At 40.7% G+C, this 22,597-nt stretch carries 24 protein-coding genes; 10 read left to right on the forward strand and 14 right to left on the reverse strand.

Annotated elements, in window-relative coordinates:
* The first annotated feature begins 436 nt into the window (after window positions 1-436).
* From CDH51_RS20130 to CDH51_RS18395, 6 genes are all read left to right on the forward strand, one after another.
* The gene (locus CDH51_RS20130) at window positions 437-589 is read left to right on the forward strand and encodes a hypothetical protein (protein ID WP_157807168.1); all 153 of its coding nucleotides are present in this window, start codon (window positions 437-439) and stop codon (window positions 587-589) included.
* Between the two features lie 124 nt (window positions 590-713).
* The gene (locus CDH51_RS18375) at window positions 714-944 is read left to right on the forward strand and encodes a hypothetical protein (RefSeq protein WP_100630008.1); all 231 of its coding nucleotides are present in this window, start codon (window positions 714-716) and stop codon (window positions 942-944) included.
* A gap of 38 nt (window positions 945-982) precedes the next feature.
* Window positions 983-2,170 (forward strand): 6-bladed beta-propeller, encoded by a 1,188-nt coding sequence (locus tag CDH51_RS18380; protein WP_100630009.1) that lies wholly within the window; start codon window positions 983-985, stop codon window positions 2,168-2,170.
* Window positions 2,167-2,619 (forward strand): DUF1573 domain-containing protein, encoded by a 453-nt coding sequence (locus tag CDH51_RS18385; protein ID WP_100630010.1) that lies wholly within the window; start codon window positions 2,167-2,169, stop codon window positions 2,617-2,619. The genes CDH51_RS18380 and CDH51_RS18385 overlap by 4 nt, the downstream gene beginning before the upstream one ends.
* Window positions 2,620-2,955: 336 nt before the next feature.
* Window positions 2,956-3,165: an ABC transporter transmembrane domain-containing protein gene (locus tag CDH51_RS20460; protein WP_100630011.1), complete on the forward strand. Its 210-nt coding sequence runs from the start codon at window positions 2,956-2,958 to the stop codon at window positions 3,163-3,165.
* Window positions 3,166-3,895: 730 nt separating this feature from the next.
* Complete coding sequence (locus CDH51_RS18395; RefSeq protein ID WP_198514350.1) at window positions 3,896-4,057, forward strand: hypothetical protein; 162 nt, start codon at window positions 3,896-3,898, stop codon at window positions 4,055-4,057.
* A gap of 4 nt (window positions 4,058-4,061) precedes the next feature.
* Here the strand turns inward: CDH51_RS18395 and CDH51_RS20325 are convergent, their stop codons facing one another.
* Window positions 4,062-4,301 carry a hypothetical protein gene (locus CDH51_RS20325; RefSeq protein WP_232724862.1) on the reverse strand — a complete coding sequence of 80 codons (240 nt, stop codon included), beginning with the start codon at window positions 4,299-4,301 and terminating at the stop codon, window positions 4,062-4,064.
* Between CDH51_RS20325 and CDH51_RS18400 the strand changes: the two genes are divergently transcribed.
* Complete coding sequence (locus tag CDH51_RS18400; RefSeq protein ID WP_232724861.1) at window positions 4,258-5,226, forward strand: 6-bladed beta-propeller; 969 nt, start codon at window positions 4,258-4,260, stop codon at window positions 5,224-5,226. The genes CDH51_RS20325 and CDH51_RS18400 overlap by 44 nt on opposite strands.
* A gap of 51 nt (window positions 5,227-5,277) precedes the next feature.
* Here the strand turns inward: CDH51_RS18400 and CDH51_RS18405 are convergent, their stop codons facing one another.
* Genes CDH51_RS18405 through CDH51_RS18415 form a run of 3 tightly spaced genes read right to left on the reverse strand, consistent with a single transcriptional unit; the run spans window position 5,278 to window position 8,305 of the window.
* Window positions 5,278-5,967, reverse strand: coding sequence for an ABC transporter ATP-binding protein (locus CDH51_RS18405; RefSeq protein ID WP_100630014.1), 690 nt, complete (start codon window positions 5,965-5,967; stop codon window positions 5,278-5,280).
* Window positions 5,964-7,220, reverse strand: coding sequence for an ABC transporter permease (locus CDH51_RS18410; protein WP_100630138.1), 1,257 nt, complete (start codon window positions 7,218-7,220; stop codon window positions 5,964-5,966). The genes CDH51_RS18405 and CDH51_RS18410 overlap by 4 nt, the downstream gene beginning before the upstream one ends.
* Before the next feature lie 2 nt (window positions 7,221-7,222).
* Entirely contained in the window at window positions 7,223-8,305 is a 1,083-nt protein-coding gene (locus CDH51_RS18415) for an efflux RND transporter periplasmic adaptor subunit (RefSeq protein WP_100630015.1), read from the reverse strand.
* Between the two features lie 121 nt (window positions 8,306-8,426).
* Between CDH51_RS18415 and CDH51_RS18420 the strand changes: the two genes are divergently transcribed.
* Window positions 8,427-9,326, forward strand: a complete 900-nt coding sequence (locus tag CDH51_RS18420) for an alpha/beta hydrolase (RefSeq protein WP_100630140.1) — start codon at window positions 8,427-8,429, stop codon at window positions 9,324-9,326.
* Here the strand turns inward: CDH51_RS18420 and CDH51_RS18425 are convergent.
* The 5 genes from CDH51_RS18425 to CDH51_RS18445 form a co-directional block, all read right to left on the reverse strand.
* A complete protein-coding gene (locus CDH51_RS18425) occupies window positions 9,272-9,694 on the reverse strand; it encodes a type II toxin-antitoxin system VapC family toxin (RefSeq protein ID WP_100630016.1) in 423 nt (140 codons plus the stop codon). The two genes, CDH51_RS18420 and CDH51_RS18425, sit on opposite strands and share 55 nt — an antisense overlap.
* Window positions 9,678-9,944: a DUF6364 family protein gene (locus tag CDH51_RS18430; RefSeq protein WP_100630017.1), complete on the reverse strand. Its 267-nt coding sequence runs from the start codon at window positions 9,942-9,944 to the stop codon at window positions 9,678-9,680. The genes CDH51_RS18425 and CDH51_RS18430 overlap by 17 nt, the downstream gene beginning before the upstream one ends.
* Window positions 9,945-10,020: 76 nt before the next feature.
* On the reverse strand, window positions 10,021-12,540 hold the full coding sequence (gene priA, locus CDH51_RS18435; protein ID WP_198514351.1) for a replication restart helicase PriA: 2,520 nt from the start codon (window positions 12,538-12,540) through the stop codon (window positions 10,021-10,023).
* Between the two features lie 4 nt (window positions 12,541-12,544).
* A complete protein-coding gene (locus CDH51_RS18440; RefSeq protein ID WP_100630018.1) occupies window positions 12,545-14,572 on the reverse strand; it encodes a thioredoxin domain-containing protein in 2,028 nt (675 codons plus the stop codon).
* 72 nt (window positions 14,573-14,644) lie between these two features.
* The gene (locus tag CDH51_RS18445) at window positions 14,645-15,631 is read right to left on the reverse strand and encodes a GSCFA domain-containing protein (RefSeq protein ID WP_100630019.1); all 987 of its coding nucleotides are present in this window, start codon (window positions 15,629-15,631) and stop codon (window positions 14,645-14,647) included.
* A gap of 283 nt (window positions 15,632-15,914) precedes the next feature.
* Here CDH51_RS18445 and CDH51_RS18450 point away from each other — a divergent pair, with 283 nt between their 5' ends.
* On the forward strand, window positions 15,915-16,403 hold the full coding sequence (locus CDH51_RS18450; RefSeq protein WP_100630020.1) for an RNA polymerase sigma factor: 489 nt from the start codon (window positions 15,915-15,917) through the stop codon (window positions 16,401-16,403).
* A gap of 13 nt (window positions 16,404-16,416) precedes the next feature.
* Window positions 16,417-17,010 carry a hypothetical protein gene (locus CDH51_RS18455; protein WP_157807171.1) on the forward strand — a complete coding sequence of 198 codons (594 nt, stop codon included), beginning with the start codon at window positions 16,417-16,419 and terminating at the stop codon, window positions 17,008-17,010.
* A gap of 10 nt (window positions 17,011-17,020) precedes the next feature.
* On the opposite strand, the gene CDH51_RS18460 is transcribed toward CDH51_RS18455, so the two are convergent.
* From CDH51_RS18460 to CDH51_RS18480, 5 genes are read right to left on the reverse strand one after another with little or no spacing between them, the layout of a single operon-like run.
* Entirely contained in the window at window positions 17,021-17,755 is a 735-nt protein-coding gene (locus CDH51_RS18460; protein ID WP_100630022.1) for a DUF1835 domain-containing protein, read from the reverse strand.
* On the reverse strand, window positions 17,752-18,177 hold the full coding sequence (locus tag CDH51_RS18465) for a DUF1801 domain-containing protein (RefSeq protein WP_100630023.1): 426 nt from the start codon (window positions 18,175-18,177) through the stop codon (window positions 17,752-17,754). The genes CDH51_RS18460 and CDH51_RS18465 overlap by 4 nt, the downstream gene beginning before the upstream one ends.
* 2 nt (window positions 18,178-18,179) lie before the next feature.
* On the reverse strand, window positions 18,180-20,246 hold the full coding sequence (locus CDH51_RS18470; protein ID WP_100630024.1) for a S9 family peptidase: 2,067 nt from the start codon (window positions 20,244-20,246) through the stop codon (window positions 18,180-18,182).
* Window positions 20,247-20,249: 3 nt separating this feature from the next.
* Window positions 20,250-21,260, reverse strand: a complete 1,011-nt coding sequence (locus CDH51_RS18475; protein WP_100630025.1) for a PDDEXK nuclease domain-containing protein — start codon at window positions 21,258-21,260, stop codon at window positions 20,250-20,252.
* Between the two features lie 3 nt (window positions 21,261-21,263).
* Complete coding sequence (locus CDH51_RS18480) at window positions 21,264-22,574, reverse strand: D-alanyl-D-alanine carboxypeptidase (protein ID WP_100630026.1); 1,311 nt, start codon at window positions 22,572-22,574, stop codon at window positions 21,264-21,266.
* Between the last annotated feature and the right edge of the window lie 23 nt (window positions 22,575-22,597).

The following is a 22,597-nucleotide window of genomic DNA, read 5'->3' on the forward strand; positions in this document are numbered from 1 at the left end:
TAGTAGGCATTGGTTTGCAGTTAACACAAATCACGAGCTGGGAGCGAATTTTAAGTACAGTAGGTTAATTTTTCGGGTATTTCAGAGCGAGAATCAGAAAGCTAATTTTTTTAAGAGGCTGATTTCTCTGGATTTCTAAAAAAGGAGATTTTCGCTAAATTTATCGTTTGATTTTTCTAAGAATTAAAAAAAAGTTAAAAATAGTTGAAATTCGATGAAATATTTTGTCATTTCAAATCACTTCAAAATAACCTGAGGATTTAGGGGGGGGGGTTAAACTAATGATTCAAAAGAATATTTCGAAAAATTTCGTTTTTCAGCTTGTATTTTTCTAAGAATCACAAGATGTTGATCCTAAGGGATTTGGAAGTATGAACTAGAATACTTAAAATCACCCAATGATTCAAACATTATTAATATTTAACCATAAACAATTATGGAAAAATTAACAAATGACCAGATGGAAAATCTGGTGAGAACAGGGTATTGTGAGGATCTATGGACCATGCTTACAGGTGGTAACTACCAAGGTGATTTGGCTTATGGATGGTCTGTTTACGCAAGAAATTGTGTAGATCAAAATCCTTAGAATAATATAAGGACTGTTTATTTTTAGACAGCCTTTGCCATATTCAATCCATTAATGCAACACGCTTGAAAGATAGTAATTTCTCTTTAGGTTTTAAATAAAAAAATAAAAACTATAAATAATTATGAAGAAGGATGTTTTATTAATTCTGTTTAGTTTTGGCTTAGTAATCATTTCCATTTGGATAAGTCTCTTTCCAAAAGAAGCAGAAGCTTTGGGAGGGAAAGGTCAATGGATTGAAGTACAGTGTGATGATCTTAATGGAACGGTCGATTGTAACGATTGTATTGCAGGTGAAAAAAATTGTTTTGACCACACCTGTACTTCTTGCTATGGAGGCGGAATTGGTCTTTAATAATTATTGTATTTTTTGATAAATAGAACTTATTTATAATGAGGTATTTGGTTATTCTAAGCCTTTTCATATTCTCATGTACTAATCTGGCTGATGAAAAAGGTCAGGGAAAGGCTGAACTGATTGATTTTGAAAAAGTTGAAGAAACTGATTCATTATTGTCTCCAAGATACTTATTTTCCGAAACTGAATTCTTGCTTTTAAAAACTCCTGATTCATTAAGGTTGACTGTTGCAGGGAAAATTCGAGAATTGAATAAAAACATTTTAATTCTAGATCAGAAAAAAAATATTGTTTTCGTTTTCGACGAAAAGGGTGAATTTATTAGCTTAGTTGGTTCTAAAGGAGAGGGTCCATCAGAATTTAAAGAAGTCACTGATTTTGATGTTAAAGGCGATAAGGTTTATTTATTTTCAAGAGCTGATTTCGCAATATTCAAATTTAATTCTGATTTAGTCTTTGAAGAAAAAATCAAGGTTGATGAATGGGGTTTGCAAATGAGTGTATTGAATACTGGTCACTATGCACTTTATTCATTATTGGTGGAAGGGGATGATGAGTTTAACATAAATGTAATTGACAATGAAGGATCAATTCTTGAAAAAAGAATGATTTTTGATAGGGCCGGTGATTTTGAAGGTCTAGATTATTCGGGGTTTATTAATGGAGAATTTTATACCTATCCACTCTCGTCATATATCTACAAAATTAATGAAGGTGGAAAATTTGATTCTCTAAAATACGAAATAAACTTCCCACAGAAGTTTCCAGAAGAGGATATTTTTAATTGGACTACTTTCCAAGAGAATTCATTGGCTAAACACAATAACAACATTCTTACCAAATTTGAATTTGGTCTGAATGGAGAATTTATTTGCTATTATGGCTTCCGAGAAGGTACTTCAAATGGCTATACTTTAGGTATTCGTCTAGCCAGTGGTCAAAAATTTGGACATAAGAATCTGAAACATGCAGCAAAAGATAAATTTGATGATATTTATTTACAAATGTTTTTAAAAGGTCCTTATAATATTCCATATTATTCCAAAGAAAATGGTCAATTCTTTGTTGCTTCTAACACTCAAAGTGTTGGAATATATTTCGATTATATAGTGGATATAATTACTTCAGAACGGGTTTATGATAAAGATCTTTTGCAAATCCTAAAGAGTACAGATTTGGAAGAATCAATAATCATGAAATTTAAATTAAAGGAAAGGATATGAAAAATTTTTTTGTTTATGCTTTGTTCGCCATTTCATTAATATTCTTTATAATAAGTTTGATTTTAAGATTTAATATTTTTTTATTAGATGATATGCTTAAAACCTCTAAATTGACGGAAATTACTGTTAATAATAGTTATATTGACATTGGCAAAGTTTCAAATTTAAAATTAGCCCAAGGTTCATTCTATATTAAAAATACTGGAGTAGAGAACTTAATTCTTGACAAAGTTGAAGTGTCTTGTTCTTGTAGTTCCAGCACTTTTCTTAACGAGAAGATTGCTCCGGACGATTCAGTTAAGATTACTGTCAGCTATAATAAGAAAACGGGAGGGTATTTTTATTCTGACGTTTTGGTACATGGTAATTTTTCTGGATCGCCTAAGATTATGAGTTTCGAAGGATTTTATTCGGAAAAGTTGGATTTTGATGAAATAGTTAATGATTAAAAAGATAAAGTTATGAAAAAATTAAATGTTTTGGCTTGCTTAATTACTGTTTTTATGATTTTGGGTATGGTTTCAATCCTTGCTCCAAAAAGCGTCAATGCGAACGGAGAAAACAATAAACGTTATCTTGGAAGCACCTGTGAAAGCCCGGATGAATCTTGGAGATGTAATAATTGTATTGAAGGTAATTCGGAATGCTATGATCATACTTGCATGGAGTGTTACAAGCCTTCTTTAGGTAATTAATCTAAGCGTTTGGCCTAATCTTAACGAAATTAAAGATTTAAAGGCTACTGGTAAGGGATTCTTGCTGATGATAGTTAGGAATGGCTGAGTTTGGGTCTGGTTTTGCTTTCTGTCCTTTTGATTGGTAGATCGGTACTCAGCTACCTGCGTGCTTCCATTTTGGTGCGTCAGAGCAAAGAGCTGAATCTTCGTCTGATCAGCGGATTTTTTCAGCAGTTGCTGGGATTACCCAAGGTGTTTTTTGATTCCAGAAAGGTCGGGGACATCACCTCCGGGATGAATGATTCGCGGCGGATTTAGCGGGCGGTATCGGTTTTGACGACCGAACCCCTTCTGGGTGTCGCAAAATCATGACATGATAAGTACTAGGCGTATGTTTGTAACTACGCCTCTCTATCCAAACAAAGTTGTAATTTGTTTATGAAACAAGGGGTCGAATCAAACGGAGAGAAGTATTCCAATTGAGTCTTAGGTTGTAAATGGTAAGTAGTAAGCAGTGGGTGGGTTGAAATAAGATAAGGGGTAAATTGTAGGCATTTGGTTTGGTTTTGACACAAATCACTATCTGTGAGCCAATTTTAAATTTAGAAGATTAGTTCTATGGCTATTTTTAGAACGTGATTTAGAAAGCTGAATTTTTTGAATCGGCTGATTTCTCTGGATTTCTATAAATAGATATTTCGGCTAAATTAATCGTTTGATTTTTCTAAGAATTAAAAAAAAGTTAAAAATAGTTGAAATTCGATGAAATATTTTGTCATTTCAAATCACTTCAAAATAAACTGAGGATTTAGGGGGGGGGGATAAACTAAGAATTCAAAAGAATATTTCGATAAATTTTGTTTTTCAGCTTGTACTTTTCCAAGATTTGCAATGATCTGATGATTAGTCGTTTGGAACTTTGGAACTGATTTTTTAAAATCAACCATTCATTTAATTATTTCTTACACTTTAACCATTAACAACTATGGAAAAATTAGCGAAACTTAAAATTGGACTTGCATTTATCGCATTGATTAGTTTTACTTCTATGTCTAGTGCCGTATTTGCGCAAGGTGGACTCGAAGGTCCCGGTGGAGATTGCAAATGGAAGAGAGCTTCCTGCGGACTTTTCCAAGGAACCTATGAAGCCTGTCTTACCAATGGCGATGGTAGTCTTTGTTCTTGTGGTGATGTAACTAGAAACTGTTAAATTTTTAATAGAGTAGGGCAAACGCCTTGTTCTTCTTTTGACCCATGAAAAAAAAATACCTCTTAGCCCCCGTGTTTCTTTTTGCTTTTCTTAAAAGCTGCCAAAACGTAGAACAGTCCCAGCTGAACTTGACAAGCTGGGATATTTCCTCAGGTATTTCTTCAAGTGAAAAGTTATCAGAAATCATTCTTCCAGAATATTTGTTAATTCCGTTAGAGACTTCTTCAGAATCTTTAGTTTCCAAAATCGATAAGGTTGTACTACACGAAGATAAAATTTACTTGTTGGATGGTTTTTCAGAGGCTCGTATCAAAGTGTTTGATACTTCTGGGGATTTTTTGCAAACAATCGGCAAAACTGGAGAAGGACCGGGGGAGTATAGAAATCCGGTCGATTTTTTCTTGCAAGACGATTTCATCTTCATCTACGATAATCCAGACAAATTACTGAAATACAATTTGGGAGGTGATTTTGTCGATAGTGAGCGTACTGGTATTTCGGGGTTTAGGATAGAACCTAATCAAGATCATGGGTTTGCGATGATCGACGGGGGAACCTCATCAAACCTAGTGACTACGGATGAGCAGTTTGGCCAAATGCAATCATTTTTTCCTTACCGAAGTCGATTTGTTGACCAAATCATTTTATATCCACTCATTAAGACTTCAAATGGCGATTTGCTTTACAGAAGGTTTTTGAACGATACGATCTTTAAAATCGAAAAGAACGGTGTTCCGGTGCCTCATTTGTTTATAGACCATGGGGATAAGGCTTTTTCTCTGAACCAAAATTGGGGAGATAAAGCCATTAATGACGATGAGCTGGAAAATCTGACTAGTAACTATTCGGTGAATCAGCTTTACTTAGAAAATGATTCCCATCAACTGGTATTTTATTTTAGTTCCATGTCTCCCTACTTTGCATTGCGAAATAAGGAGACAAATGACTCCAAAGTCTTTGATTTTTTGAGTTTTGAGAATGATATTACCCTGACTCCAAACTTCGCTTTTACTCATGCTTCAGGTGGATACTTTATCGCAGTAGTAGATCCTGCATCCGTGTTTATGAATAAAAAAGCTGATGAGAATTATCCTGAAAAAATGAAATCAGTATTAGATCAGATAGAGGAGGGAGATAACCCCATATTGCTTTTGGCAAAGTTTAAATAATTCTTGACAGTTCATAATCGTGTTGTTAACAAAGCCAATTTGAAAAAAACTCTACGACTTAATCACCCTTCCATCCTCCATCTCGATAATCCGGCTAGTGCCTGCTGCAAATTCCGGGTCGTGGGTGACGATTAGCATGGTTTGATTGAATTCCTCGGCGAGCTCCTTAAACTTGTTGAATACAATATCCGAGTTTTTCTTATCCAGATTACCCGTCGGTTCATCGCCCATGATCAAGAGCGGATCATTGATCAAAGCCCGAGCGATGGCTACCCGTTGCTTTTGACCTCCGGAAAGTTGATAGGCTTTCTTTAGGGCATGCTCCTCCATCTCAAATATTTTCAACTTTTCCATCGCACGCTGTTCCAGTTCCTCTCGGGAGTATCTTCCCAGTTTCAGCCCGGGAATAAGGATGTTTTCCAGTACCGAAAACTCATTGAGAAGGTAATGAAACTGAAAGACAAAGCCGATTTTCTCATTTCGAATGCGTGCGAGGTAATCGTGAGGCTTGCCTGTAATGAGCTCTTGATCCAAGTGAAGCTTGCCTTGATAGTCCGTATCCATGGTAGATAGGATATAGAGCAAGGTGGACTTTCCACAGCCTGACTTACCGACTACCGATACAAATTCCCCCCGATTGATGGTAAAGGAAACTTTCTTAAGTACCTGATTTTTGACAGGGCTAAAAAAGTACTTATCGATATCCTCGGCCTGAAGTACGGATTGTGCTTTTTGATTCATTTTCCTCTGATTATATCCACCGGATCGACTCCACTTGCTTTTTTGGCCGGAAAATATCCCGCGAGATATGTGGTGATAATGCTAAATATCCCTCCGATGAGGTAGTATTTGGGGTTGTAATCCACCGGGAAGGTTTTGATCGTCGGCAAGGCTTCTGTCTCGAATGGAACCTGATCGATGCCAAGACAGGCCAAAAACCCAAAAAGCAAACCCAAAGTCCCACCTACCAAGCCTATGCTCAATGCGATGGTGATGAAAATGCGGTTTACATCCGATCCGCTGAACCCAATTGCCTTCAAAATAGCAATGGTATCCAGTTTTTCATAGATCATCATATTCAGAATATTGTAAATCCCAAAGCCGGAAACGACCAAAAGGGTGATTCCCACTGCATAGCTAATGAGCGAGCGGATTTGGGTTCCCGTCTCAAACTGCGCATTGACCGTCTGAATATCATCAGCATCGATTTCGTAAATGGTTTCCAGTTCCCGTGCCATGGGAGGGGCGAGGTCTAGATTTTTGAGCTTGACCTGAATGTCGGTGATAAAGGAGGGTGGCTCACCCAGCATTTTCTGCACCGTGGTGATCGAGGCAAAGCTATTGGCATTGTCAAAGTCTCCCAGTCCGGATTGGTAGTACCCGACCACTTTTAGTTGGATTCGGTTGCCTTGGGAAGTAGTGACCTGCACTACATCTCCAATATCGGCGAGCATGCGATCTGCCAGTCCTTTACCGAGTACAATGGTATTGTTTTGAACCAATTCTTCCAGATTTCCTGCCGTTACATAATCTGAAAAAGCGAATAATTGGGTTTCTTTTTCCACATCTATGCCATTGACTAAGCCGGTCAAATCGATCGTGCCGACATTGAAAAAAACCTGCGATGAAATCTTTCTACTCACACCTAATACCCTTGGGTCCTCCTCTAAATCCTGAATGATTTTACTGGCATTATGGATGGCTAAGCGGCTGGTAGAGGGCTTGATGGAGCGGATTACATTCCAGGCATCGGCAAATTCTCCTTTTTGATCTATGGGTTGATTGGGGTTAGGTTTGATTTCATTGTAGAAGCGAATGTGTGGCGTACGATTGAGCACCAGTCCATCGAGCATGGTATTTAATCCATTCATAAATCCCAATAAAGCCACAAACATGGTGATGCTGAAAAGTACACCCACAGCTGCAATAGCGGTCTGTTTGAATCTCGCCAGCATCAAAGCGGTGGAAATCTCAAAAATCAGTGACCACTTCATCTTCATGGCTTGATGATTTCGGTGGTTTCAGTGATTCCTTCAAGAATTTGGGCAAATTGAAAATTTCGGATACCAATTTCCACAGCTACCGTATCTCCGCTTGCGAGGATTACCTGACTATCGTTTATGAGGTAATTTCTTGGGATGACTAAAGCATTTTCAACAGACGAAGTCAAAATATTTGCTTCGAGACTCAGGTTGGGATAGAGGGATGGGGGCGGATTGGTGAAAGTGGCTTCCACTCGAAAGCTTTTGGTTTTTGTATCCATGAGGGGATATATCTGAGTCACTTTCCCATCAAAAACAGAGCCCTTGTAGCTATCCATGGTGATCGCAATTTCTTGGTCGAGCTTCACCTTGGCGATATCGTATTCATCCACCTGTAGCTCCATGACAAACTCTTTTGCATCACCTAAAACGGCTACCACTGTCTGAGGGCCTACCATTTCGCCTTTTTCCTTAGGCAGGGAGTATACCCGACCATTAATCTGGCTTTTCAGCACGAAGTCACTTTCTAAGGCCCGGCTGATGGCAGCGGACTTGGCAGCACTTCGGGAGTTAAACTCAATCTCACGCTCCACATCTTGATACCGAAGCAGTGCTGACTGATAGTTGTTTTTAGAATTTTCGTATGCCAGTTTTCGCTGCTCCAATTCCACAATCGTTCCGATATTTTGCTTCCAGAGATTCTGTTGACGGGCATAAAGTAACGAGTCATTTTGCATTCGGCTTTTGGCAAAATCAATGGCCAACTGAAGATCCCGGAGCTTACTTTGATTCTGTTGGTAATCAGCAAATGCCTGCGCTAATTCGGCATTTTCTCTGCTTAATCGTTCGCGTTCATTATAAACTGCCAGAATGGGCATCCCAACTTCTACCAAGTCACCTTCCTTGACAAAAATTTCTTGAATAGGCCCTGTTCCGTTGGCAAAGGCTTCATATTGATTTAAGGCTTTGATATTGCCTGAAGCATAGACAGATTCGGTAATATCGCTAATGAAAGGGGTAGTGGTTTCTTCCTCGGACGACATACAGGAGAAAAGACCCCAAAATGCCAGGATGCTTAGAAGTTTCGAACGGCTCATGTGTGTTTTCGAAAAGATTATTAATCAAAGAAAGCCTGTTTTTTTCAGTAATTTCCTGATTATTGTCAACTTACTCACAAATTCAAATCAAACAAAGGATTCTAATCACGGTTCTTCAAGGATGAAAAAATATTCACCGCTTTTCTTGGCAATTTTTCTTTTCGCTATTCAGTCATGCGCTTTCAAAGGTGTGGTTCGGGAAAAGAACATTCCCTACATCGAAGCTGATAATTTCTATGACCTACCAATCAAGGAATTGAATGTCTTTTCGCCCAGAAAAGCCTCAAATCTTCCGGTTTTGATATTTATCCATGGAGGAAGTTGGAATAAGGGTCGAAAGGAGATTTATGATTTTATGGGAAATCGACTGGCTCGAAGAGATGTGGTGACGGTAATTATTGATTATCCTTTGGCTCCAGACTATCAGGTAGACGATATGGAAAAAGCGACTGTTTTAGCTGTAGAATGGGTAGAAAAAAATATTTTCGACTTTGGCGGAGATCCTGATCAAATCTTTGTTTCGGGTCATTCGGCAGGTGGTCATTTGGCGGCTTTAGCTGCAATCAAGAAGGAGCCTTGGGAAGAACTTGGCAGATCCAACCCCATCAAAGGAGCCATCTTGAATGATCCGGCGGGTTTGGATTGGTATTGGTTTCTAGAGCAGATGAGAGATAGACCGGATGGAACGGCTAATTATGATGCTTTTACGGATGATCCTGAGGTTTGGAAGGCCTACTCTCCGGTTTATTTTTTGGATGAAAATGAAGTGCCGCTATTGTTGATGGAGGGAGAAAAGACCTACCCGGGAATTCGACTGACTGTGGAGCGTTTTCGGGAAAAGGCGGAGGAAAAAGGAGTGGACTTGACCTATTCTTTTTATCCTAAAACCAAGCATATTCCCATGGTCACGCAATACTTCTGGACATGGAGCAAAGGCTATGATGATGTCCTGAACTTCATTGATTCTCATTCTGAAGAAAGTACGCGCACCAGTTCCTCAGGAGTCAAAATGGGTAAGTAAGTATTTGAGAGCTTAAGGAAATCCTTGTCGGAGGTGACGATGGCTTCGATTTGATTTGAAAAAGCTATTTGATAAAAAATTGTATCCTCAATATCTTTTGAATTCATCCGAAGGGCATTTAAAACATCTTTACCGTCACCATCGACAAAATGAAAAAGAGGAACTATAATTTTTAATATTTCTTTCGTTTTTTCGTATTTAAGATATTTCAGAAGAAAATAGGAGGCTGTCTGAACAAGACCTGTGGTTATAAAACCAATGATTTTTCCACTTTCTAATTCTTTGGTAATTCGTTCAAAAATTTCAGGGTTATCAGTCCGTTTAATTGCAATATCAAGGACTACATTTACATCAAAGAAGATCCTCATACCCTAATTTTTTTGCTTTGGCTTTGTAATATTCTTCTTTGTAATCGAAATCTTCTGGAAAATCAAATTTTGGCAGTGACCGCATATACTCCACCAAAGACATACCCTCTGGGAGGCCTGTTCTTCGGCTGACCAGCTTTTCGAAATGCTCTTCTACCAAACTTGAAATACTGGTTTCTTCTTTTGCTGCGTATTGTTTGATTTTCTCAAGCAGCTTTTCGTCAATGGTAATATTGAGGCGCTTCTTCATTTGATGCGTATTTATTTATAATTATACGCATAATTTGGATTTCCTGCAAAAAGTTCATTTTCAGTAAGTTGTCGGACTAACTCGGGTCTACATCCACTATCCAGCGGACGGACCGGAACTCTGGACGGGCTTGTAATTCCTCAGTGATTTCAGCGAGTTTTTCCTTAAAGGTAGTTTGGGTGGCGCCAGATCGATCAAGTTTTATTAGACTTTCAAATTGATACTGATTTTTAATTCGTCCAATAAGTGCTTTCTCAGGGCCTAAAACAATCTTTTTGACAGCGATCTGAGCCATTTCCCGATGAAGGGCGATGGCAGCTTTTTCAGCGGTTTTGAAGTCTGCATGTCGGGTAGTGATTTTCACCAGTTTGACATAGGGAGGATAGAAAAAATTGCGTCTTTCGACCATTTCCTGTTGGAAAAACGAGCCATAGTCACCTGCAATTACCTTCGCGAAAATATTCTGATCAGGATTTCGGGTTTGGATAATGACTTTTCCCTTCTCGGATCTTCGACCGGCTCGGCCTGCTACTTGTGTGATTTGCTGAAAGGCCCGCTCTCCTGCTCTGAAATCCGGGAAATTCAAGATTCGATCTCCATCCCAAATTCCCACCACCGTGACTCGACCAAAATCAAGTCCCTTTGTGATCATTTGCGTACCCACCAAAATATCCAACTGTCCGGATCCAAATTCATCCAAAATACGCTGATAACCATATTTATTTCGGGTCGTATCCAAATCCATTCTTCCCATTCTGGCTTCTGGAAAAAGTAAGCTCAAGGATTCTTCGATCCGCTCTGTCCCCATTCCCTTGGTGGAAAGCTGGGTACTTCCGCAGGCAGGGCAGGAGGTAGGGATTTTTTCTTTGTAGCCGCAATAGTGACAGCGGAGTTCCTCGGTAAATTGATGGTAAGTCAGGCTGACGTCACATTGGACGCACTCTCCAGTCCAGCCGCAATCCTCGCATTGGATGTAAGGAGCATACCCGCGACGGTTTTGAAAAATGAGAACCTGTTCATTTTTATCCAGGGCCTCCTGAATCTTTTCTCGTAAGAGTCGAGTAGAATCCAACTTGAGCAGGTTTTTACGACGATCAGCACCCAAGTCTGCTAAGAAGTAATCGGGGAGTTCGGCTTCTCCGTATCGGTACTTTAACTCCACGTAGCCATATTTTCCTTGTGAGGCATTGTAAAAAGACTCAAAGGAAGGAGTGGCCGAACCCAATAAGGTCTTGGCTTGGTGGAAATAGGCTAGCATAATCGCGGCATCCCGCGCTTGAAAGCGTGGTGCTGGATCGAATTGCTTGTAACTGGACTCGTGCTCCTCGTCTACAATGATCAAACCCAAAGAATCAAAAGGCAGGAAAATAGAGGAGCGAACTCCCACCACAAAAGAAAATCTTCCGCTCAAAACTCCATTCCAGACCTCAACGCGCTCATTGTCGGAATATTTGGAATGATAAACCCCCATACTCGATCCGAATACTTCTTGTAATCGACTGACAATCTGTGTGGTTAAAGCGATTTCCGGCAAAAGCAGCAATACCTGAGATCCACTTTCCAAGACTTCCTGGATCAGTTGAATGTAAATTTCTGTTTTCCCGCTTCCTGTGATTCCGTGAAGAAGAAGAGTTTGTTTCTCTTCAAATTGAGCCTTGATTTGACTCATGGCCTCCTGCTGAGAAGGAGATAATTGGGCTGGAACCCGCTCCGGTTCTACCTCTTGGAGGCGGTTGACGGTGACTTTGAAGCTTTCAAATATTCCATTTTTGATCAGAGTCTTGAGCGAACTTTCCGAATCTCCTTCTTCCAAAATCGTCGCTTTTTCCAGTCCTTTTTCATTCAGCTCTGGCTTCTGAAAAACAGGAACATCTCGAAGGTATTTCAGGAGGATGGATTCCTGCTTCTCCTTTCCTGAAAGTTGCTCAAAGATTGCCTCCAAAGCCTTCTTTTCCTTGGCTAAATCTTCCCGCAGGCGAATTCTTGTCTCGACCTTTGGGGTATATTTTTCCTGAACTTTTTCAAAAATCAGAATAGCTTCTTTGGCTACCAAGCTTTTCAAAATCGGTGTGACCGTTTTGATTCCGAGGATTTTCTCGCAATCCTCATAAGTGAGCTCCTCTTGATTTTCGAGTGCATCAAGGATTTTCTCCTCTCGCTCATCAAGGGGATAAGCAGCGTTTTCCCGATCAAAATCCGGATTGGCTTGAATCTTGGATTCACTGGAAAGCCGAAGCCCCGAAGGTAGCGCGGCATGCATTACTTCCCCGATATGGCAGCAATAGTAATCGGCCATCCAAGCCCAAAATCGGATCTGAAGGGGATTGACAGAGGGGCGCTCATCCAAAACCTCCAAAATGGGTTTGGCCTCGTAGGCTTGGGGTGCTTTGTTGTGAACTTTCCCGATGATTCCGGTTAGAATCTTTTTTCTTCCAAACTGAACGATTACCCGTGCACCGATTTGGATCTCCGAGGAGAGATTTCGGGGTATTTTATAGGTAAACATCCTGGGGATGGGTACCGGTAAAATAATATCCGCAAAGGAAAAACCCGATTCATTTTGGGTGATCTCATTTTCTCCAAAAAGGCTCAGCACTAGGTCAGTTCAAATAAGGGATTTGCGATAAAGCTTCATCTACATGGCTTACCGGTCTTCGGCAGGCATGATCGAAACAAACATAAATTAAGGCATTTCCTGTCGAATCCGGAGTTTTTCCTTTCAAAATCGGGGCAGTTTCTGTCGATTTTTCTGACCAAGCCAAAGCAATATTGCTTGGCTGTTTTTGTAAAAGGTCTAAGGCTAAGGATTCTGCACCTTTTCCCACAATTCCAATCTCTGCCGTTGGGACAACTGTTTCTAAAAGCAGACTTGCCCAATTACAAAGGAAACCAGGCTCTTTGAGAATGAGCTCCTTCATTTTTCGAAGCATGGAGTTGGCGATCTCTGAGTAATTTTCCTCGTAAGTATAAAGTGCGAGCCGATGAAGGTTTCTAGCCATTATGGAATTGGAGGCCGGGATTACATTGTCAAACAGCTCCTTTTTGTTGGCGATAAGTTTTTCGGCCTTGGGATTATTGAAATAGAAAAAGCCCTCTTTTTCATCGTAGAAGTTTTCCAGGCTAAAGTCCGTCAAAGTTCTAGCAAAGTCCAGTAAATCACTTTTTCCGCTTACTTCGAAAGCCTTTAGCGCAGCTTCAATGACGGCTGCGTAATCTTCCAAAAATCCAGGCGTATAGGCTTTTCCATTTTTATAGCTTCGAAATAACACACCATCCACCATCAGTTTTTCTTGAATGAATTTCAGATTGTTCAAAGCTAAATCCAGCATCCGCTTATCTCCAGTGGCGATATAAGCCTGAACCAAGCCAGTACTCATCAAGCCATTCCAACCGGCTAGAATCTTATCATCTTTTCCAGGGAAAATGCGCTGATTTCGACTTTCTAAAAGGGTAGTCTTAATTGCTTTCAGTTTTTCGAGTAATTCCGCTTCGCTCATGTTGAATTCCTCTGCCACTTCCCTATAGGAGGAAGTTTGGAAAAGGATGTTGACTCCATCTTCCCAGTTGCCATGAATTTTCAAGTTGTAAAGCTTTCGAAGCCAAGGCATCTCATCACCCACCAGTTTTTCCAATTCGGAATAGCGCCAAGTGTAAAATTTCCCTTCCACTCCTTCACTGTCTGCATCTTGTGCAGCTTCGAAACCTCCTTCGCTAGTCAGCATCTCAGCTTCCAGCCAATTCACCGTTTCGGTTACTTTCTCTAAAAAGAATGAATCTCCACTGACCTGATAGGCTTTGGCAAAAAGCTTTAAAAGTTGCCCATTGTCATAAAGCATTTTTTCGAAGTGTGGCGCAAACCATTCACCATCTACGGAGTACCGAGCAAATCCACCCCGAAGCTGATCGTAGATTCCACCCATTCCCATTTTTTTGAGGGTAAAGAAGACCGCTTCCTTTAGCTCATTCCTTTTGGAGGTGATGGCGTAGTCCAAGGTGAAATCCCAAATCGCCGGCATGGGGAATTTGGGGATGCGGTTCATACCACCCCATTCCTTGTCAAACTGCGCGCTGAGTTTGGTGATCACTTCGCTTAAGTCATCCGCGCTAAAATCCTCCTTTGATTCCTTGATTCCGTACTTTTCTATCTCCGATCGATTAAGGGAGCGACCAAATCCCTCGGCGCTTTCCGCCAACTGATCCTCGTGCTTTTTGAATGCATCTGCGATATTGGCAAGCAAGCGTGTCCACTGCTCATTTTTGAAGTAGGTGCCTCCGTAGAAGGGTTTTTGGTTGGGCATCAGAAAAACATTCAAGGGCCAGCCTCCTTGCAATCCCATCGCCTGCACGGCATCCATGTAGATATTATCCAAGTCGGGCCGCTCTTCCCGGTCGATTTTGATGCAGACAAAATGCTCATTCATCAACTCAGCGGTAAGCTCATCTTCAAAACTTTCCCGCTCCATCACATGACACCAATGGCAGGCGGAGTAGCCAATGGAAACTAATATTGGCTTATTCTCTTTTTCGGCTTTTTGGAGTGCTTCAGGACCCCAAGGAAACCAGTCGACGGGATTATGAGCGTGTTGGAGTAGGTAGGGAGATTGGGAAGATGAAAGACGGTTTGGCATAGTTGGAAAGTTGAAAGGTTTACATACAAGGATTTGGAATCCCTTGGACTGTTTGAGGAATTCGTAAGTGGATCAAGGATTAATAAGTCTTTCGAGTGTTCGATTTATTAACTTTAACTCTTTTGAAAAGTCGAATTCCGCACCCATTTGTTCCAGTTTGGTCCGTAAGTTCTGAAGAAATTTGCGGTGGGAGTCACTTTCGGGGTTCAAAGGGCGGTGAGCAAGTTCTCGATGGATTTTTTGAATTTCAGAAATTTTACTCTGTGTTTCTTTTGAAAAATAGGCTTCTGAAAATCGCTTCCAAATGTAATTTTCAGCCTCTGCTGTGGGATGAATTCTATCTTCTTTATAAAACCGATAGTCCCGTAATTCGTCCATCATGATTTCATAGGCGGGAAAATAACTCACCTTTTCAAACTTCTTTTCGAGTTCATGACATAGCAGTCGCAATAGGCTTTTGCTGAGCTGATTTTCTGGAATGCCGTCCTTGATGTGACGAACTGGGCTGACAGTCAAAATGATATTCAATTTGGGAAATACACGGGAAAAATTGCCCAGTGTCACTTCCAAGTCAAGTAACATTTCATTCAGCGGAGAAAGCCTTTTTTCGAATTGCTTTTGTGGCTGTTTATGGCAATTTGCTACCGAGCCAAAATCCTGATGATCGTAAATCCAAGCTGTACCAATAGTCAAAATCAAGTGTGTGCCTGAGGCTAAATAGTCCTGGGTTTGTCGGATTCTTTCATCCCAAATCTGAATCAGCTCCTCCTTGCTCTTTCCAACCAAATCCGAATGAGCAGAATAATGGAAATACATTCCTTCCCGCTCCAAGATGCCCGATTCATCTAAGGAATCTTCGAATAGAGCGTGATTCAGGAGCCGGGATAAAATGTTGGGGTGGAATATTGTGCCAAATGGATTGCACAATACGTCAAATTTGTTGCTTTCCAGTTTGCTTCCCACCACTTGCGCAAAGCAGGACCCCATACTGAGGATTTTAGATTGGTGAGAAATCGGAGAGGATGCGGGAGGTATTTCGAATGAGGTAAACCAGTTCATGTATCGAATTTACAGATTATGATTATACGCTTCCTTGTCAGTAGCAAAATTGAAAGGCTAAAATTCTGTAGAAATGATTGATTTACGTTGGTATCCGACATCGGACATCTGACATCCGTTTAGATCCAACGAAGAAAACTAGGTAAATGAAATAATTCCGTATATCCATATTACAGTTTCTATCAGGGTCCTTTCGAAAAAAATTTCCTAGATTTTTAAAAAAACTTGGAATGAGTTGTGATTTTTTGAAACTATCTCAGACTAATAGAGCAAAAGCTAATTCATGAAGCGCGAGGACGAATTCATTCAACTCATTCAGGAGAACCAGGGCTTGATCTACAAGATCACCACGATCTACACTCGGGAGAGGGAAGAGCAGGAGGACTTGTATCAGGAGATTGTCTATCAGACCTGGAAGTCTTTTGATCAGTTCAAAAAGGCTGCTAAACCCAGCACTTGGCTGTATCGAGTAGGGATGAATACGGCGATCACTCATCTCAATCGCTCCAAAAAACGGGTAGCTGCAGTGCCTATGGAGGGATTGGAACTTGAGCTGATGGATGATGGAGATTCGCAGAAGGAAGAGCAAGTCCGACAGCTTTATGCTGAAATCAGAAAGTTGGGATTGCTGGACCGAGGAATCGTTTTCCTTTTTCTGGAAGGAAAAAGCCATGAGGAAATTGCCGAAATCGTCGGGATCAGTACCAGTAATGTGGGGACCCGACTGTCACGAATCAAGGAAAAGCTGAGAAAAGGAGTACAAACCCACTAAAAACCCAATGATCATGGAACTCGAGGAAATGAAAATACTCTGGGGTGAACTCAGTGGAAAAGCAGAAAATCAAGAAAAAATCAAAAAAGAAGAACTCATGAAAATGACTAAAAAGAAATATCAAAATAGTTTGGGGACGATCTACCTACCCGAAATTCTAGGAGCTGTGATATGCTTTGTGTATGCTGGCTTTTTTATCTTTCAGATAGATAAGTTGGAGTTGCAAGTCAATCAAATCTTTGCGGTTTTTAATACCGTTTTGATGATCATTTTGCCAATTATCAGTTTGGTGATGCTTTATCGATTCAATAGGTTGAATATCAGTGAGAATAGTCCTGTTCAGCTACTTGAAAAATTCAAAAAAGACAAGCGGTTTTACCGGGATTTTCAGATTGTAACAATTGTGCTGTCTGGCTTATTCGCCATGACCATTTTGCCTCCTCTTGCTGAGTTGATGGGTAAGGCTGATATGGTCTCCAATCCTCAGTTTTGGATGGTTTATGTGCCAATAGGAGTGATTTTTATCTTCATTTTTGGAAGGTGGACCTTGAAAAAATATACGCGAGCGCTGGACAAAGCACAGGAAGTAATCGAAGGAATTGAATAATGAAAAGGGGCTAGGCCCCTTTTTTTAGGCTTTCCCAAAATCGATGCACCTGCAAGTCTCCAAAACCATAGATTGGATGCCTCTTCTGAAATTCCTGGAAAGTCTTTCCAAACCCCCAATCTGGATGAGCAGCTTGGATTTCTTTCAAAGTTTTGAGTGGAAGTCCTTCTGAGTCTTTTGATGGGATCATCGCTTTCCATGCATCCAATGCAGGGTTTAAAAAGGGAAACTTCTCTTTACCCAATTGAGCTTGAAGTGAGGCAGTTTCTGTATCTGCAGATTGGAAAGACTTCCAAAGGGTTTTAAATAGCTTTTGGTCTTCGAAATCAATTTTGATTGGATTTTTCCATTGGACTCTTAATTGCTTGGAATTTAAATGGGCGAAAGAGTAGGGGGTTTGTTTTCCAGGTATGACCAAATAGACGAGTTCGATTTCATCTGGCAAAAGAGAAATTGCCTTCCAAAGATTGACCTGGCAAAAAAGATCTTCTTCAAACCAAAGGTAAACAGCTGATTCTCTCTGAATTTGAGTGATTTTTAGGATTTCGGACTTGGAATAGATATCGTAATCTTCAGCTCCATAGTTTTTCTCCAAAAAGTCTTTTCTTAGTTTCCAGAACTCATTCTCTGTCTTAGCAGCCACCGGTCCATCGATCAAGCATTCTCTGAATATGATTTTCTTACCCGGTATTTCTTTTGGTAATTGCTCAGCTAAGGAGTCTCCATTCAAAATGTGCAAAGTCATCTGGTCGGGTATTTTGACTTCATGTATTCATATGACTTTTTGATCAGCTCCCGCAAAACTTGCTCATCAACATCGCTCAATTTGTTGATGTAAAGGCAGGAGGCGCCGGTTTTATGTTTTCCAAGCTTTGCGAAAAGCTCATCGAAACTAGTTTCCATACAGCCCAATAAATACAATGAGAGGGAAGTTTTGCGGGGAGAGAAGCCAACGATAAGAAATTCACCTTCTCTACCGCTTTCATATTTGTAGTGGTATTGTCCGAAGCCTACGATGGAAGGGCCCCACATTACAGGCTTTTCTTCCGTGACTTCTTCCATGATTTGCTTGATCCGAAATGCATCTTCTCGCTTTTTGGGAGATTCTACCTGATTGAGGAAATCTTCGACGGAGGCATTTGTAGGCTGGGTTTTATTTTCTGCCATGGCTAGTTCATTAAGTGCTTCTGCAAGAATTTAGCAGTTTCATTAGAAACTCGAATCATGTTTTTCCACTTCATCCAATGGTGGGTATCACCTGGAATTAAAATCGATTCATAGGGCTTTTTCAACTCATCAAATCGTCGGATCAAATTGGTGGTTTGAGAAACATTTACATTTCTATCATCATCCGAGTGAATAAAAAGAACCGGACTGGTCCAGGTATCCAAATCAGCGATAGGAGAAGAATTCCAAGCTATTTCTTTAGCTTTTTCATAGTCTGGAGCCACTTCGTAGCCTTCAGGCAAATCATACCTTCCATCCAAGTCATGAACTCCGTGGATATCTACTCCAACTTTGAAAAGGCCAGAATCTCTAGCTAGAGCTAAAGCAGTCAGATAACCTCCATAGCTTCCTCCGTAGATACCGATTTTCTCTCTATTCACTTGAGGTAAATTGGCTAAGAATTCTCCCCCGGCCTTCACATCCTGGTATTCTACCGCCCCTTGATAGTACCCGTAAGCAGGTCTGTGAAATTCGTATCCATAACCAATTCCCAAGCGGAAATTGACGGAAAGTACCACAAAACCCATTTCGGCCAAATACTGATTCAGCGCATAGGTATTGGTGTAGTAGTCCATGTAGCTCCAGCCCAAAAGCATCTGCCGCTGAGGTCCTCCATGCACGAATACTACTCCGGGTTTTTGACTGGAACCACCTTCCTTTTCGAATAACTGTCCATAGACAGTAGTCCCATCCGGAGCGGTGAATTTGACTTGTTTTGGTGTTACCAATTGCTTTTGAGGAAAATCACTAGGAATTAAATCTGCCTGTAGCATTTGAGCTTGGTCTCCCTTTTTCACCGTAACTAAATGGGGCCGCTGAGGAGTGGCAGAAAAGTAAGCGAGTTGCCCATCTGCCAAAGCAACCGGATAGGCTTCAATTCCTTCTCCGGAAGTTTCCCAAGTCAGCTTTTTATTCTTCAAGTCCACCGAACCGATGTGTCTTAGGTCTTTATCTTCTTCTTGAGGACCATAATTGGCAGAGAAGAGGATTCGGCTTCCATTTGGGCTGAGTTTGATTTGCTCCACCATGTAATCACCGGGAGTAAGTAGTGATTCTTTTTTGTCTTCAATATCCAAGGCATACAAATGCTGCCATCCGTCATGGTAGGATTCAAATACCAATTCATTTTGATTGGGGTAAGAGAAAAAGAAATACCGATGAGAACCTCTCAAAGTCTCAGGGGCTTTCCAAAGCATTTCGGCTTCTCCACTAGCCACATCAGCATGCCAAATTTCCCAAGGATCATGTCTCGGCTCCAAAAGGGGAAAAGCAGCTCCAGTTCCTCCTAAGGTTTTGATAAAAGCGAGTTTACTGCCATCGGGTGACCACTTGGGTTGGGAATAGCGGTGAAAAGATGGGGAAATAAATTGGATGGGAGTTTCAGCATCTCGGTAGATACCGATCAATTGGTGTCCACCTCGGTTGACGGTAAAGGCTAAGCTTTTTCCGTCAGGAGAAAACTCCATGGAATTAACGGTTCCTTTAATATCAAAAAGCTGGGTTGCATCTAGGTCCTTTGCCAAATCCATAGTCCAGACCTTTCCATTTTTCAAAAAAGCTAGATTTGAGTCAGGTCCCATCACCAAGTCATCCCCCTCACCGATGATGCTTACTGCTTTTGTAGTAAGATTGATTTTCCAAATTTCTACTTTTGGAAGGGTAGGAAGATTGTCAACATTAACGGTAGAGGAGTAAAGGTATCCACCATGGTCTCCACCACGTACAAACACGAGCCAGTTGCCATCTTTGGAAAAGTGTAAGCCCGTGATTTCCTGCCCATCATCCTCGTCAAAAGCTGTCAATTTTTGAGGTTCGAATCTAGGGGCTTCTGCGTAATACACATTCCGCTTTCCCTGCTCATACATTGCCCAGGCAAGTTGAGTGCCTGATCGATCTGCGGTGAGTTCAGAGGGAAAGGTGAATTTTCCTATCTCTTCCATCGTGAAGGTTTGGGAGAGGACAGGGAAGGAGATGAGTACAAAAAGGATAAAGACTAGGCGGAGTTTCATAGTTTAATTGTTAGTAAGATGGCGTTCGAGTTCTTTTGCTAATTCCTCCTTATTTGGGAGGTAAAGCTGGTATTTGCTGACAAAAAGCTGATTATTGATATTATCCGTAGCGTATTCGACCAAAATATGATCTTTGTAGGCTCCCAAAACAATCCCTATGGGAGGATTATCGCCTTCAACATTTTCTTCTTTTCTGAAATAATTGAGATAAAGGTTCATTTGACCAATATCTTGATGGTCTATTTCGCCTCGCTTTAAATCAATGAGAACAAAGCATTTTAAGATTCTATGGTAAAAAACCAAATCCACATAAAAATGTCTGTTGGCCAAACTGATGCGATATTGTTGTCCGATAAAGGCAAAACCTTTTCCCAGTTCCAATAGAAAGCCTTGGAGGTTTTGGATCAATTGAGTTTCAAGCTCTCCTTCCGAATAAGTAGATTGGTTTTGAAGGCCCAAAAATTCAAAGACATAGGGATCTTTGATTAGGTCTTTTGGATGCTGGAATTCAGCTCCTTTTTGGGATAGTTGTAGAATCTCATCTTTTTCCTTACTCAAAGCCAATCTGTGAAAAAGCATACTCTTCATTTGCCGCTTGAGCTCTCTTACAGACCAGTTTTCTTTTTCGCATTGTTTGGTGTAGAAGTTTATTTCTAACTCATTATCGCTTTTTAATATTTCACAATAATGACTCCAAGATAATTGTCCAGACAGTGTCTGGATTTTTGGAAAATTGATGTAGAGGCTTCGGATTTGAAATAAGTTGGATCTGCTAAACCCCTTTCCAAATTCTAATGTCAAATCTCGGGAAAGCCGATCCAGAAGATTGGAACCATACTCCGATTTTGCCTCACCTCCTTGCTCAAACTCAACGATGTGCCTTCCGATTTGCCAGTAGGTCTGAACCAAAATAGTATTGACAGCCCGTCCAGCTTGTTCTCTTCCAGCGATCAGAAGCTGACTGATTTCCTTCTTTAAAGAAGTATAACTGTTCGTTTGCGGGGATTCCTTCATGGCTTAATACTTGTCGTGAATCACGTAAAGCACCTTTTGTAATTCCGTTTTCAGTTCACTGGAAGAAATTTGATAGTTGTTCATCAGACAGGAAAAGTGAAGAATCTTTCCACTTTTGGTGATCAAATACCCGCTCAGTGCATTGGACATGCTAAGCGTCCCCGTTTTGGCATATATGTAAGGAGGCTGCCCTTCATCAGCAGGATACCAGTTTCGGATAGTTCCAGACTCGCCTCCCGCAGGAAAATAAGCCTTGATTTTTTCTAGCGGGACCTCGGCTCGGATTTTTCCTAAGAGCACGATGATTGATCGAGGCGTAAACATGTTCCGGGAGGATAGCCCAGACCCGTCGTACCAGATGGGTTCATCAGGCAAGTCATTCAATAGATTTTCTTTGGCGTAGTCTATTGCCTCTCGGGTGCTTAGTCGGTTATTCAGTTGATCTGAAACCAAAAGCATCAGCTGCTCTGCCAGAAAATTATCACTGATTTTCATCATCTGGGCATAGATGCTGTCTGCAGGAGCGGTTTGGAGTTTTTTAGGATCAAGCTTCAGGTACTGGTCGCCAGAGATCAGGCTGACTTTTTTATCTAATTTTTCGCTTAGAAGCTGAGCAGCAAACTCTGCCGAGGTAATAAATGGGATGTCGGTTTCAAAAGGTTTTAATTCCTGATCGTCTGAGATTTGATAGGAAAATAGATTTTGGAATCTATCTCTTCTAAATCGGAAACCATTCCAATTTTCAGTTTTTACAGCTGCTAAAAAAGGTTTAAAGCGCTCAGGATAAATGGTAAAGTTTTTATTTCCCTCCTCAAACTTGTATCGCACAATATTCCCATAAATTGGTAAGGCTGATCGCTCGGTGGCATAATAGGCATTATACCAATCCCAAGACCACCCCGGGCCAAAAGCATCGATTTGATCAAAGTTGTCAATAAGGAAAAGTTGCTTTTCTGATTTTTGGAGAAACTCTATGACTGTGCTATCCTGTAAATCAGGATGTAGTAAACTCGGATCTCCTGTACCCCAGAAAATCAAGGAATCCCCTCGCTCCAAGTAGTTCAGTCCATTTACCTTTTCATCTCCCAATACGGTGTAGGAGGTATAAAAAGTAAATAGCTTGGTATTCGATGCAGGAATGAAATACTTGTCTTCATTGATGGCTACCAAAGGTTTTTCTTTTGCAGGATCCGTGAGCATAAATCCCAGATGCCCTTTTTCGAAAACATCCGATTTGGTCAGGGATTTATTGATTTTTTGAACCGTGCAGGATGCACTCAAAAGAAATAGGAGGAGGTAGGTGATTCTTTTCATAAGATTAAAATAAAAAAAGTCTC

The sequence above is a fragment of the Algoriphagus formosus genome (assembly GCF_002807035.1).
GTDB lineage: Bacteria > Bacteroidota > Bacteroidia > Cytophagales > Cyclobacteriaceae > Algoriphagus > Algoriphagus formosus.

What these genes read in the sequence shown, in the direction of transcription:
- CDH51_RS20130 (WP_157807168.1), top strand. Translation starts at nt 437, where the DNA reads ATGGAAAAATTAACAAATGACCAGATGGAAAATCTGGTGAGAACAGGG.
- CDH51_RS18375 (WP_100630008.1), top strand. Translation starts at nt 714, where the DNA reads ATGAAGAAGGATGTTTTATTAATTCTGTTTAGTTTTGGCTTAGTAATC.
- CDH51_RS18380 (WP_100630009.1), top strand. Translation starts at nt 983, where the DNA reads ATGAGGTATTTGGTTATTCTAAGCCTTTTCATATTCTCATGTACTAAT.
- CDH51_RS18385 (WP_100630010.1), top strand. Translation starts at nt 2,167, where the DNA reads ATGAAAAATTTTTTTGTTTATGCTTTGTTCGCCATTTCATTAATATTC.
- CDH51_RS18395 (WP_198514350.1), top strand. Translation starts at nt 3,896, where the DNA reads ATGTCTAGTGCCGTATTTGCGCAAGGTGGACTCGAAGGTCCCGGTGGA.
- CDH51_RS18405 (WP_100630014.1), bottom strand. Translation starts at nt 5,967, where the DNA reads ATGAATCAAAAAGCACAATCCGTACTTCAGGCCGAGGATATCGATAAG.
- CDH51_RS18410 (WP_100630138.1), bottom strand. Translation starts at nt 7,220, where the DNA reads ATGAAGTGGTCACTGATTTTTGAGATTTCCACCGCTTTGATGCTGGCG.
- CDH51_RS18415 (WP_100630015.1), bottom strand. Translation starts at nt 8,305, where the DNA reads ATGAGCCGTTCGAAACTTCTAAGCATCCTGGCATTTTGGGGTCTTTTC.
- CDH51_RS18420 (WP_100630140.1), top strand. Translation starts at nt 8,427, where the DNA reads ATGAAAAAATATTCACCGCTTTTCTTGGCAATTTTTCTTTTCGCTATT.
- CDH51_RS18425 (WP_100630016.1), bottom strand. Translation starts at nt 9,694, where the DNA reads ATGAGGATCTTCTTTGATGTAAATGTAGTCCTTGATATTGCAATTAAA.
- CDH51_RS18430 (WP_100630017.1), bottom strand. Translation starts at nt 9,944, where the DNA reads ATGAAGAAGCGCCTCAATATTACCATTGACGAAAAGCTGCTTGAGAAA.
- CDH51_RS18440 (WP_100630018.1), bottom strand. Translation starts at nt 14,572, where the DNA reads ATGCCAAACCGTCTTTCATCTTCCCAATCTCCCTACCTACTCCAACAC.
- CDH51_RS18445 (WP_100630019.1), bottom strand. Translation starts at nt 15,631, where the DNA reads ATGAACTGGTTTACCTCATTCGAAATACCTCCCGCATCCTCTCCGATT.
- CDH51_RS18450 (WP_100630020.1), top strand. Translation starts at nt 15,915, where the DNA reads ATGAAGCGCGAGGACGAATTCATTCAACTCATTCAGGAGAACCAGGGC.
- CDH51_RS18455 (WP_157807171.1), top strand. Translation starts at nt 16,417, where the DNA reads ATGGAACTCGAGGAAATGAAAATACTCTGGGGTGAACTCAGTGGAAAA.
- CDH51_RS18460 (WP_100630022.1), bottom strand. Translation starts at nt 17,755, where the DNA reads ATGACTTTGCACATTTTGAATGGAGACTCCTTAGCTGAGCAATTACCA.
- CDH51_RS18465 (WP_100630023.1), bottom strand. Translation starts at nt 18,177, where the DNA reads ATGGCAGAAAATAAAACCCAGCCTACAAATGCCTCCGTCGAAGATTTC.
- CDH51_RS18470 (WP_100630024.1), bottom strand. Translation starts at nt 20,246, where the DNA reads ATGAAACTCCGCCTAGTCTTTATCCTTTTTGTACTCATCTCCTTCCCT.
- CDH51_RS18475 (WP_100630025.1), bottom strand. Translation starts at nt 21,260, where the DNA reads ATGAAGGAATCCCCGCAAACGAACAGTTATACTTCTTTAAAGAAGGAA.
- CDH51_RS18480 (WP_100630026.1), bottom strand. Translation starts at nt 22,574, where the DNA reads ATGAAAAGAATCACCTACCTCCTCCTATTTCTTTTGAGTGCATCCTGC.